Origin of the sequence: Aeromonas sp. s10, from assembly GCF_040907975.1 — a bacterium.
Lineage (GTDB): Bacteria > Pseudomonadota > Gammaproteobacteria > Enterobacterales > Aeromonadaceae > Aeromonas > Aeromonas caviae.
In genome coordinates this window covers 159,029-170,792 of sequence record NZ_JBFOCV010000028.1, presented here as the reverse complement: position 1 = coordinate 170,792, position 11,764 = coordinate 159,029, and the positions used below count along the sequence as shown (strand labels likewise).

The 11,764-nt window shown below is 62.1% G+C and carries 12 protein-coding genes; 5 read left to right on the top strand and 7 right to left on the bottom strand.

Going from position 1 to position 11,764, the window contains the following annotated elements:
* Positions 1-22: 22 nt before the first annotated feature.
* Both AB5Y59_RS07510 and AB5Y59_RS07505 read right to left on the bottom strand, forming a co-directional pair.
* A complete protein-coding gene (locus AB5Y59_RS07510; protein WP_368211747.1) occupies positions 23-1,585 on the bottom strand; it encodes an AbgT family transporter in 1,563 nt (520 codons plus the stop codon).
* 154 nt (positions 1,586-1,739) lie between these two features.
* Complete coding sequence (locus AB5Y59_RS07505) at positions 1,740-3,680, bottom strand: bifunctional diguanylate cyclase/phosphodiesterase (RefSeq protein ID WP_039038812.1); 1,941 nt, start codon at positions 3,678-3,680, stop codon at positions 1,740-1,742.
* 148 nt (positions 3,681-3,828) lie between these two features.
* On the opposite strand from AB5Y59_RS07505, the gene AB5Y59_RS07500 reads away from it, so the two are divergent.
* The 4 genes from AB5Y59_RS07500 (at position 3,829) to AB5Y59_RS07485 (ending at position 7,113) form a co-directional block, all read left to right on the top strand.
* On the top strand, positions 3,829-4,551 hold the full coding sequence (locus AB5Y59_RS07500; RefSeq protein ID WP_368211745.1) for a DUF2982 domain-containing protein: 723 nt from the start codon (positions 3,829-3,831) through the stop codon (positions 4,549-4,551).
* 83 nt (positions 4,552-4,634) lie between these two features.
* Positions 4,635-5,579, top strand: a complete 945-nt coding sequence (locus AB5Y59_RS07495; RefSeq protein ID WP_171865345.1) for a LysR family transcriptional regulator — start codon at positions 4,635-4,637, stop codon at positions 5,577-5,579.
* Positions 5,580-5,625: 46 nt separating this feature from the next.
* Positions 5,626-6,648, top strand: a complete 1,023-nt coding sequence (locus AB5Y59_RS07490) for a response regulator (protein ID WP_041211557.1) — start codon at positions 5,626-5,628, stop codon at positions 6,646-6,648.
* Between the two features lie 33 nt (positions 6,649-6,681).
* Positions 6,682-7,113: a PAS domain-containing protein gene (locus AB5Y59_RS07485; RefSeq protein WP_039038700.1), complete on the top strand. Its 432-nt coding sequence runs from the start codon at positions 6,682-6,684 to the stop codon at positions 7,111-7,113.
* A gap of 63 nt (positions 7,114-7,176) precedes the next feature.
* Here the strand turns inward: AB5Y59_RS07485 and ltaE are convergent, their stop codons facing one another.
* From ltaE to AB5Y59_RS07470, 3 genes are all read right to left on the bottom strand, one after another.
* Entirely contained in the window at positions 7,177-8,193 is a 1,017-nt protein-coding gene (gene ltaE / locus AB5Y59_RS07480) for a low-specificity L-threonine aldolase (protein ID WP_069785138.1), read from the bottom strand.
* Positions 8,194-8,279: 86 nt separating this feature from the next.
* Positions 8,280-8,987, bottom strand: coding sequence for a short-chain dehydrogenase (locus tag AB5Y59_RS07475; RefSeq protein ID WP_201985278.1), 708 nt, complete (start codon positions 8,985-8,987; stop codon positions 8,280-8,282).
* A 75-nt stretch (positions 8,988-9,062) separates the two neighbouring features.
* The gene (locus tag AB5Y59_RS07470; RefSeq protein WP_039038703.1) at positions 9,063-9,470 is read right to left on the bottom strand and encodes a transcriptional regulator; all 408 of its coding nucleotides are present in this window, start codon (positions 9,468-9,470) and stop codon (positions 9,063-9,065) included.
* Between the two features lie 165 nt (positions 9,471-9,635).
* Between AB5Y59_RS07470 and AB5Y59_RS07465 the strand changes: the two genes are divergently transcribed.
* Positions 9,636-10,535, top strand: coding sequence for an aldo/keto reductase family oxidoreductase (locus tag AB5Y59_RS07465; protein WP_368211744.1), 900 nt, complete (start codon positions 9,636-9,638; stop codon positions 10,533-10,535).
* Positions 10,536-10,604: 69 nt separating this feature from the next.
* On the opposite strand, the gene AB5Y59_RS07460 is transcribed toward AB5Y59_RS07465, so the two are convergent.
* Positions 10,605-10,883, bottom strand: coding sequence for an RNA-binding protein (locus AB5Y59_RS07460; RefSeq protein WP_029314670.1), 279 nt, complete (start codon positions 10,881-10,883; stop codon positions 10,605-10,607).
* Between the two features lie 212 nt (positions 10,884-11,095).
* Positions 11,096-11,638 carry a hypothetical protein gene (locus AB5Y59_RS07455; RefSeq protein WP_336593294.1) on the bottom strand — a complete coding sequence of 181 codons (543 nt, stop codon included), beginning with the start codon at positions 11,636-11,638 and terminating at the stop codon, positions 11,096-11,098.
* Between the last annotated feature and the right edge of the window lie 126 nt (positions 11,639-11,764).

The following is an 11,764-nucleotide window of genomic DNA, read 5'->3' as shown; positions in this document are numbered from 1 at the left end:
GGCCCAAGGCCCCCCGTCACCCTCAAGGGGCAGGATAGACATAGGGGGCCTGCAACCCAAGCGGGAACCCCAGCGCCCAGTAGAGCAGCAGGAAGCCCGTCCAGCTCACCAGGAAGGCCAGGGAGTAAGGCAGCATCATGGAGACCAGGGTGCCGATGCCTGTGCTCTTCACATACTGCTGGCAATAGACCACCACCAGGGGGAAGAAGACCATCAGCGGGGTGATGATGTTGGAGGCGGAATCCCCCACCCGATACGCGGCCTGAGTCAGCTCGGGCGAAATCCCCACCGCCATCAGCATGGGCACCAGAATGGGGCTGATGAGGGCCCACTTGGCGGAGGCCGAGCCCACCACCAGGTTGACGGTGGCCGTCAGCAGTATGATGCCGACGATGGTCACCTCTCCCGGCAGCGCCAGGGCGTGAAGCACCTCGGCACCGGAGAGCGCCAGCAGGGTACCGAGGTTGGAATCCCCGAACGCCTTGATGAAGAGGGCGCAGAAGAAGGCCATCACCATGTAGGAGCCCATCTTGTTCATGGTGGCCGACATGGCGTCGATCACATCCTTGCCGCTCTTGAAACTGCCAGCGACAAAGCCATAGACGATCCCGGGCAGGATGAAGAGCAGGAAAATGAGGGGCACGATGGACTTCATCACCGGTGCGGCGAAAGTGGTGAGGGAACCGTCCGGTGCCCGCATCGGCGAGTCGCCGGGGGCCAGCGCCAGCCCCAGCAGCACCACGGCCGCCAGCATGGCGAACCCGGCCCAGTTGAAGGCCCGGCTTTCCTGGGCGCTGTAACGGCCCATCTCGTCGGCGCTCTCCAGATCCTCGTTGAGAGGCACCACCTTGAGGCGCGGCTCGACAATCTTCTCGGTGACAAACCAGCCCACGCAGATGATCAGCAAGGAAGAAGCGCCGGTGAAGATGATATTGCACAGGGTGTTGACCATGTAGTCAGGGTCGAACAACTGGGCTGCAGACTGGGTGAAACCCTGAAGCAGCGCATCGCCGCCGGAGGGCAGGAAGTTGGCGGCAAACCCGCCGGAAACCCCGGCAAAGGCTGCGGCAATCCCCGCCAGCGGGTGGCGACCCGCTGCATGGAAGATGATGCCGCCAATGGGGATCACCAGCACATAGCCCGCATCGGCGGCGGTATGGCTGACGATGGCCACCAGGATCAGCATGGGGGTCAGAAAGCGCGCCGGCGTCACCTTGAGCAGCTTCTTGAGCCCGGTGTTGATGAAACCGGACTGTTCAGCCACCCCGACCCCCAGCATGGCCACCAGCACGATGCCAAGGGGAGCAAACCCGGTGAACGTGGTGACCATGCTGGCGAGAAAGTCCGCCAGCCCTGCCCCGGTCAACAGGTTGTTGATGACCACGGCCTCTCCGGTGCGGGGATTGACCAGATCGAAGGAGAACTGGGAGCCTATCCAAGAGCCGACCCAGACGATCAGCAAGGCATAGAGGAAGAGCATGGCGGGATCCGGCAGCTTGTTGCCCGCCTTCTCCACCCCGTTCAGAAAGCGGTTCAACCAGCCGTTGGGAGGGGCCGGACGCTCGTTCACTGCAGCTTGACTCATTATGGTGATACTCCATTACCAAGGAATGAGCGCGCATACTAGCGATAACGTCTAATGGATCCCATGATATGAGACAAAAATTCGATTAATTATGTTTAATTTGGCATCTCGCACTTCATAAATGGGAGATGCCGCACATTTATCGACAACTTGCTCAATGGTTTGCGAGGGGGTAGCGACCCAGCCGGCACTGTACAGCGAACCCCGCCGCCGCCACCTCTTCCGGGGTCATGGGACGGCTGAACAGGAACCCCTGGAAGACATGGCAACCCTGGGTCTGCAGGGCCGCGAGCTCGTGCTCCTCCTCCACCCCTTCCGCCAAGATCCCAAGCCCCAGACTGGTGGCCATGGCCACCGTCGCCCGGATCACCGGCAGGTTGAGCCCCACCACGAAGGAGCGGTCCAGCTTGATGGTGTCGATGGGCAACCGGTTGAGGTAGGCCAGGGAGGAGTAGCCCGTCCCGAAGTCGTCGATGGCGATCTTGATCCCCTGCTCGCTCAGGGCGTCGAGGATCTCGATGCACCCCTTCATGTCGAGCATCAGCACCGTCTCGGTCAGCTCCAGGGTCAGCAGCGCCGCCTCCACCGAGAATGCCTCGAGCAGTTGGGCCACCAGCTCCGGCAAACTGGCAGAGAGCTGGAAGCCCGAGAGATTGACTGACACCGGCACCCTCACCCCGTCCTGTCGCTGCCACTCCCCCATCTGGGCCAATGCGGTGGAAAGCACCCAGCTTCCGATTTCCCGGATGAGCCCCATCTCTTCGGCCAGCGGAATGAACTCCGCCGGCGACACATGGCCGAGCACGGGATTGTACCAGCGTACCAGGGCCTCGAAACCGATGACCCGACCTTGCGCCACATCCACCTGGGGCTGATAGCGCAGGCTGAGCTCCCCCCGCCCGACGGCCTTGGCCAGGAACTGCTTCAGGGTCAGCTTGCGATGCAGGCTTTGCTGCATGCTGGGGGTGAAGCGCTGCCAGCGAAGTCGCCCCATCTGCTTGGCCTGGTACATGGCCATGTCGGCACGGGTGATGAGGTTGTCGCCGTCATCCGCGTCGTCCGGGTAGATGGCGATGCCGATGCTGCCGCCGATGGTGACCTCGGGGACACCGCTCAGCTGCAGTGGCTTGCTCATCTGGGAGAGCATGAGATCCGCCACCTCCTGGGCCCGATCGCTCGCCTGGTTGAGGGGCACCAGGGCGGTGAACTCGTCCCCGCCAAGGCGCGCCAGCTCCACGTCCCGCGGGCAGATCTGCTTTAGCCGTCCGGCGACCCGCTCCAGCAGGCGATCCCCTGCCTTGTGGCCGTAGTTGTCATTGACCAGCTTGAAGTTGTCCAGATCCATGAACACCAGGGCAAAGCGACCCCCGAGGCCGCAATAGGCTTCCAGGGATTTCATCAGGCCGTAGCGGTTGAGCAGCCCGGTGAGGGAGTCGTGCCAGGCCAGGTGGCGATGCTCCAGCTCTTCGAGCTTGCGATCCGTGATGTCCCGCATGGTCAGCAGGATCCGCGCCCCCTGCTGGATATGGCGAAACTGGTACTGGAACCAGCGCATCCCCTTCTGGGTGCGGCACTCCCCTTCGGCCACCACTTCGTCCAGACGGGAGAGGCGACGATAGAAGGCCTCGTCCGCACCGGAGAAGATCTGGGGCAGCGTCAGAATGCCGGTGCCAAAGCACATGTCGAAGTGATGGTTGCCGCTCTCGAGGCGCCCCTCGTTGTCAAAGAGACAGGCCAGGGTGTCGCCGGTGGCGAGGGAGGACTCCTGATAGAGGGTGTCGGCATCGATGACCGCTTCCGCCATCATCATCTGCCTTCCGGCAAGCTGGATCCCGGAAAGACGCAGATAGACCTGCTTCTTGACCCCCTTGGGCGAGAGGGTCCACCACTCGTTGTAACTGCGCTCCTGCTGGAAATCGCCGAGATAGCGCTGCAGCAGCAGATCGATGGCGGCGGCCATGTCGGCGGAGAAATCCCGGGACTTCAGCTCGGCCAGGGAGCTCGCCTCCCAGAGCCCGAGGGCAGCATCGTTGGCCCAGTAAATATGATGACGCTGGATGTCATAGACCCAGACCGGCGTGTGGAGGACATCCATCACGGTGAGCAGGCGTTCGTCTAGCGTATTCATGTTGAGTGATGATTCATGCTGAAAGCTCATGGTCGAACCAGTCGCTTGCGCCCCCTGACAGGAGTATTCACGCTGGTACAAAATCCGTTCCGGCCCATAATCGGATAACAAACGGATGAAAAAAGGCCGAAATCATATGAAAACGCTACATGTGATCCCCATGGTACGAAGAAATGGACTCACACTGGTATTGTTGGGCATGGTGATAACCATTGCTATGATTTTTATACTTTTTTTTCTTCGTGAACAACTACTAATCCCCGCCATTTCCCTCCTCCTGGCGGGCCTGATGACAATTCTTGTCGGGGTTTGGAAACTGGGCGAGCCTCATTTTAGTCTCTCTTTGTGTCAGGACTGCCTGCAATACCATCACAAGTACGGCGGCTGGATCCTGAAATGGAGAAATATTCAGCGAATTGACCAACCACGTATCCATTTGGGGTGGGATCTGGTGGAGCTGCCCTACATCGGCTTGAAAATAAAGGATTACGACGCTTTTTTGACGCTGATCACACCCCGGCTCGCCGTCCGTCTGCTGACCGAGCAGCGCGCCGTGCTGATGCAGGCCATGCGAAGCGAGCGCTCCGACTGCCCGACCGGAGGGTGCGGCAGTGGGCTCCTGGGAGGGGGACTGCTGGAGGAGAGCCGCTTCTGCTCACCCTCCGGCCAGCGCTATGAGGGGGTGATCGCCATGCTCGGCAACCGCATGGCACGGCTGCGTGATCTGTTGGGGTACGATCTGCTGGTGCCCGACAACAGCCTGGACAGATCCCCGGAAGATTTCGTCCATCTGCTCCAGCAATACCAGCGCGAGTCGAATCTAATCCAGATCAATTAAACGCCGGATTGCGCTTGCCAAGCCCGGTGACTCTTCATAAGGTCACTGGCTTGTTACAGCCAGAACACCCCCTAAAACCGCTTATGAAGTACATCGAAGAGTTCTATCTGTTCGTCAAGGTGGTGCAAGAGGGCGGTTTCTCCCACGCCGCCGCTGCGCTGGGCATGCCGACCGGCACCATCAGTCGACGTATCTCCCAACTGGAAGAGCAGCTCGGATGCAGCCTGCTGCACAGATCCACCCGCAAGCTGCGTCTCACGGACGAAGGGCTGCGCTATTACGAGCGCCTCTGTACCCCCCTTGCGGAAATAGAGCAGGCCACCGGCGAAATCCGGGGTGAGGAGACGGACATCAGCGGCCTCATCCGCCTCGCGGCCCCCATCGCCCTCTCCAACACCATCCTGGTCGACATGCTGGTGGACTTCGGCCTGCGCTATCCCGGGGTACAATTCGACATCCGCCAGTCCAACGACCATGCCCTCCAGGCGGATCAGGACAGGGACCTGGTCTTTTTCAACGGCGAGCTTCCCCAGACCCTGCCCAACGCCCTCTGTCTGGGTCACATCCAGTACGGTCTGTTCGCCTCCCCCCTCTATCTGGAGAAGATGGGTGTGCCCTCCCACCCGACCCAGCTGGAAGAGCACGATCTCATCTACTGCTGGCCCCACCAGCACTGGCAACTGAACGGGCGGGACGAACAGACGGTCTGCATCAAGCGCACACCCCGCCTTTGCATCGACCAGACCCAGGCCGCCGTGCGGGCAGCCCAGCGCCACCTCGGCATCGTCAACGCCCCGCAGCACTATGTGCACCCCTTCCTGCAAGATGGTCAGCTCGTCCCCGTCCTGCCGGACTGGCAGTCCGGAAAACGTCCCTTCTACATGCTCCATTGTCAGCCCCGGTTCACCCCGTTGCGTGTTAAGATGTTCGCCGATTTCGTCGAGAAGCACTCCGAGCGCTATCGTACCCGCCAGCAGAACGATCAATTTTCACCGGCGCAGCCGCTGCCCGTTGCATCTGACGGCTGATGACCCACACTTAGCGCAATCCTCGTTGCACAGGTCGGCTAACACTATGAATGTATTGATATGTGATGACTCCGGGTTCGCGCGCAAACAGCTGGTGCGCGCCCTGCCCGCCGATTGGGGTGTCACCTTGCACCAGGCCGCGGACGGACTGGAAGGGGTCGAGCAGATCCTGATGGGGCACGGGGACCTGATCTTTCTCGATCTCACCATGCCGGAGATGGACGGATATGGCGTGCTCGAGACCCTCAAGCGAGAAGGGGTGCGCAGCAAGGTGATCGTGGTCTCCGGCGACATCCAGCCGGAAGCCCATGAGCGTGTCATGGCCCTTGGCGCCCTTGATTTCATCAAGAAGCCGGCCTCCCCGGACACCCTCCTTGCCCTGCTCAAGCGCCACGGTCTGTGGCAATCGGCCACCCAGGTGACGGCCATCCAGCCCCAGCCCGTCGCCAGCCACCAGGCTGCCCAGAGCAGCATCCAGTTCACCCCCGAGCTGCGGGATGTCTATCAGGAGCTGGCCAACGTCGCCATGGGCCAGGGGGCGGATCTGCTGGCCCGCCTGCTCGGCGCCTTCGTGCTGCTCCCCATCCCCAACGTCAACGTGCTGGAGGTCTCCGAGCTGCACATGGCGCTCTCGGCCGCCGCCGAGTCGGAGACGCTCTCTGCGGTCTGCCAGGGCTTCATCGGGGCCGGGATCGCCGGGGAGGCCCTGCTGCTGTTCCACGATGCCAGCTTCCAGGACCTGGCCCGCCTGATGAACCATCAGGGGGAGCTGGATCACGGCGCCGAGCTGGAACTGCTGATGGACACCGCCAACGTGCTGATTGGCGCCTTCCTGCGCGGCTACGCCAACCAGCTCGACACCCCTTTTAGCCAGGGTCACCCCGTGGTGCTGGGCCAGCACAGGCCCATTCAGGATCTCATTCGGACCAACCAGAGCCGCTGGCGCCGCACTCTGGCCATCGAGATCAACTATCGGGTGCAGGGCTATGCGGTGCAGTGCGATCTCTTGCTGCTGTTTACCGAAGATTCCATCGCCACCATGAACAACAAGATCATGCACATGCTGTGACCGCCCCGCGGCAGCAACCACCAGGAGTGACCCATGGACATTCGGGAATTTCATTGGCTGATGAACATCGTCCAGAATCTGGACGTGGGGCTGGTCGTGCTCGACAGGGAGTACCGGATCCAGGTGTGGAACGGCTTCATGGAGAGTCACAGCGGCCGGTTGGCAGGCGAGGTGCGCGATCAAGGGCTGTTCTCGCTCTTCCCCGATGTGGACAAGGCCTGGTTCGAGCGCAAGGCCAACATGGTGTTCAAGCTCAACAACCGTGCCTTCAGCACCTGGGAGCAGCGCCCCTACCTGTTGCGCTTCTCCAACTACCGCCCCATCACGGGATCGGCCCCCTACATGTACCAGAACCTGACCCTGGTGCCGCTGGCCGACTTCGCCGGAGAGGTCACCCACCTGGCCATCATGATCTATGACGCCACCGACGAGGCCATGCTGATCACCGGCCAGCGCCAGGGATGACCGACCCTGCCATGACAACAAGGGCGCCCGATGGCGCCCTTGTTGTTGCGATGGGGAATGGCGTCAACCACTCAGGTACTCCGTGAAGGCGTCGATCACCTCGTCGATGTCATCGTCGGTGATCTGCAGATGGGTCACCAGCCTGAGCTCCCCGTAGCCGGAGAAGAGAATACCGCGCTCCTTCATGAAACCCAGCAAGGTGGCGGGATCTCCCTGAGTCAGGCGCAGGAATACCATGTTGGTCTGCACCTCCCCCATGTTGAGTGTGATGCCTGGCAACGCGGCCAGCCCCTCTGCCAGACGCCTGGCGCGGCGATGATCATCCGCCAGCCGGGCAACGTGCTGATCCAGCGCGAACAGGGCGGCCTGGGCCAGGATCCCTCCCTGGCGCATGCCGCCCCCCAGCATCTTGCGCAGCCGTCTGGCGCGGGCGATGAACGCAGCCGATCCCACCAGCAGGGAACCCACCGGTGCTCCCAGTCCCTTGGAGAGGCAGACGGAGATGCTGTCAAAAGGCGCCGCGATGGCGGCCACCGGTTCCCCGCTCGCCACCACCGCATTGAAGAGGCGAGCCCCGTCCAGGTGAAGCTTCAGCCCCTTCTCGTCGACGAATTCGCGCATGGCACGCAGGTAGGTCAATGGCAGCACCTTGCCGTTATGGGTATTTTCCAGGCAGACGAGGCGCGTCTGGACGAAATGGGGATCATCGGGAGCGATGGCCCCTCGCACATCCTCGATGGCCAGGGTGCCGTCCGCCTGCATGGGGACGGATTGCAGGGCCACCGAGCCCAGCACGGCAGAACCCTGGGCCTCATAGCGATAGATGTGGGAGGCCGCCCCCAGCACGGCCCCGTCCCCACGCTGGCAGTGACTCATCATGGCCAGCAGGTTGGACATGGTGCCGGAGGGCACGAACAGGGCCGCCTCCTTGCCCAGCAGTTCGGCGCCGCGGCGCTCCAGCGCATTGATACTGGGATCTTCCCCATAGACATCGTCTCCCACCTCGGCATGCAGCATGCTCTGGCGCATGGCTTCCGTGGGTTGGGTCACGGTATCACTTCGTAAATCGATATAGCGCATGTCATCCTCCTGATGCAGGACGATGACATTAACCAGCCGACACCCGGCTGGCAAGAAACGGCAAGCGGGAATGTGAGCCCGGCGGCTCACCAGGGCAGCGACTGACCCTGCAGATCCACGAAACGGCCCGAGTGCGCCGGCGTCAGTGTGGCCATCAGATCCAGCAGGCGGACGGCGACCTCGGCGGGGTCCTGCAGCAAGGTGGGATCCATCTCCTGAAGAAAAGGTTGCTGCATGGGGGTATTCATGAGGCCGGGATGCACGGTGATGACACCGGCGCCGGGAAAACGTCCGGCCCACTCACCCGCCAGGATCCGGGACCCCATGTTGAGGGCGGCCTTGCTCATGCGGTAGCTGTAGTGGCACATGGCCTCCTGGCCCCCCTCCTCCAGGCTTCCCGCCCGATCCGAGAGGGTGCAGAGCCAGAGCGTGCTCTGGGGCATCATGCGCCGGCTCAGATTGGCACCAAGGGCCAGGTGGGGCCAGGCATTGGCCAGCAGACTCTCTTCGAGCCATTGGGGGGTCACCTCCTCTACCCGCCGCTCCGGCATGTGGGCAAGATCATGGAGCAGGCCTATGGTGTTGATCACCACCGTCGGCAGGGTGGTGCTGTCATAGAGGGTGAAGAGGGCTTCAAAGGAGAGCGAGTCCACCTCCTGCAGCGGAAAGTAGCAGGCGGGATCCAGCCCTCTGGGCAGTTGCCTGCCCGCCAGCAACCACTCTTCGCCCCGTCTGGCCAGCTCCCGTGCCAGCGCACTGCCCAACCCGCCACTGCCCAGGATCAGATAGCTCATCTGCGTGTCCTTGGATTTGATCACTGCTTAGAGGGTATCAGAAGAATGGCGGACTGCCGGGAGCACCCGTCAGGCTCAGGCCTCGGCCAGATGGCGCCCAAACTCCCGCGCCCGGGCCAGGTCCAGAAAACCGTCCGCCTGCTTGTGGCTGCGCAGGAACTGGTAATAGGCGAGCAGGGTCACCAGTTGCTCCTCGTCCGGCATGGGCTTTCCCGGACGGGTCTCCTGCACCAGCGCCCCCGCCGCCGCCAGCGCGTCCCTGTCCACCACCTCGGCCTGACGATAGAGATACCCGCAACCGGTGGCGAGCCACTCCAGCGAGCAGTTGGCCCCCATGGCAATCTGGTTCGCCTTGCCAAGGCCGGGCTCGGCCCCTTTCAGATACTTGCGGATCAGGGCTTCACTCAACCCCACCTTGCGGGCAAAAGCGCTCACACTCCCCTCCCCGATCAGGCTTTGCAGCCTGGCGGCAAATCCTTCCATCACCCTTCTCCTCTCACTGACACCGGGATCTTGACCCGTCGGAGTCAGAACCATAGTTCGAATTCGCGAAGGGGGCATTATTGCCTTGTCCGCCGGAAGAGACCAAGATGCTGGCACATGATTTTTCCCCTTTCTTTTCGCATTTTTATCTCCAGAGGAGTCACCATGTCCGTATCCCGTCTAGCCCTGCACGAGCAAGGCCCCACCTTCTCCCGCCTCATCATGGGCTACTGGCGCCTGATGGAGTGGCAGCTTTCCCCCGCCGCCCTGCTGGACCTGATGAAATATCACCTTGATCTCGGGGTCACCACCATCGATCACGCCGACATCTACGGTGGCTACCAGTGCGAGGAGGCCTTCGGCCATGCCCTGCGCCTGGAACCCTCCCTGCGCGATCGGATGGAGATCGTCAGCAAGTGCGGCATCGCCCTCACCGCCAATCCGGCCCACGCCCTGAATCACTACAACACCGGCAAGGGACACATCGTCGCCAGTGCCGAAGCCTCCTTGCAAAAGCTCGGCACCGATCATCTGGATCTGTTGCTGATCCATCGCCCCGACCCCTTGATGAACGCCGACGAGGTGGCCGACGCCTTCATCACCCTCAAGCAGGCAGGCAAGATCAATCACGCCGGGGTCTCCAACTTCACGCCCCACCAGTTTGCCCTGCTGCAATCCCGCCTGCCCTTCCCCCTGGTCACCAACCAGCTGGAGATCTCCCCGCTCCATCAGGAGGGGACCCTGGATGGTGCCCTGGATCAATGCCAGCAACTGCGCATCAAGCCCATGGCCTGGTCCTGCCTTGGCGGCGGGCGGCTGTTCCATGCCCCCGAATATGCCCCGCTGCGGGCGGAACTCGAGCAGATCCGCCAGGAGCTGGGGGCCCAGACCATGGAACAGGTGGTCTACGCCTGGGTGATGATGCTGCCGAGTCAGCCGCTGCCCCTCATCGGCTCCGGCAAACGGGAGCGGATCGCCGCCGCCGTGGCAGCCGAGTCCATTGAGCTCACTCGCCAGCAGTGGTTCCGCATCCGCAAGGCCGCTCTGGGTTATGACGTTCCCTGAGTCTGCACCAGACCCTGAAAACAAAAACGGCATGGAGGATTCCATGCCGTTTTCCGTTATCGAGACGATTCAACGATGGCGCTGGGGGCGACCACGGGGTGCATCCGTCTTCGGTTTGGCCTGATTGACCGTGATGGTGCGGCCGCCGACCTCGGTGCCGTGCAACTCGGCGATGGCCTTCTCGGCCTCACCATTGACCGGCATTTCAATGAAACCAAACCCCTTGGACTGACCGGTATCGCGGTCGATGATGATATCGACCTTGTCTACCTGCCCAAATTGGCTGAACACGGTTGTCAGTTCGTCGGCCGTCATCCGGTACGACAGATTACCTACGTAAATCTTCATGCCATCCACTCTCGATTCAAGGTGCCTTATCTATGCATCCACCGACCTGGGAGTAAGGGCACAACCCCCCTGCCGGACCAGCCACGGCATCATGCCATGGCACTTCCAGCTTCGTATCCCAAGTCCTTGATCTCTTGGGTTATCAGAGCAGGAAAGATCAAATCGAATCAGAGGCAGTATCTGAGCATTGGGATGAATTGTCGAGAAAATAGTCAGGTCGGGTGCAGCTCGGCCAGCAATGTGCCGAGGGCACGACGCCCATGCCAGGCACGTTTGAACCCGAATCGATAGACCCCGGGGGCCACTTCGTGAGTCCCTTCCCGGGACAACCCGAGCAGGCTGGTGGCCGTCGCCAGGGTCACCTCATCCAGCCCGAGATCCAGGCTGAAATCGAGCCACTGGCCATCGTGTCCCACCTTGCGATCCCGCTCCATGCCCACCAGCACGGCCCTGGGCAGCGCCAACGCCCGGTCTTCGCCACCATTGAGCAGATAGAGATGGCGTTCATCCCAGGCAAGCTCCGCCAGACGCCAGCGCTGCCAGTTGCGCGGCAACACCATCATCACCAGCACGATACCGCCAAAGACCACTCCGACCCAGGGCAGCAGACCCATGTCGGGATATCCCAGCCAGAGGGCGGCCACCACAGTGGCGAGACTCGCCAGCAACAGGCAGATCATGACCCCGTAAAACCGCCGGGCCGGGGGCATCAGCCAGCTCACGTTCTCTTGCGCTGCCAGCTCACTGACTCTCATCTTCTCTTCTCCTTCTGTGATGCGAACGGCCTTGCCGTCGCTGCGTTGCCGCGCATTGTGCGCGAGCGACGCGCCGCGATGCAACCGCCACCGCGACACGGATGACGGCCAGCCGCCACTCTTGGT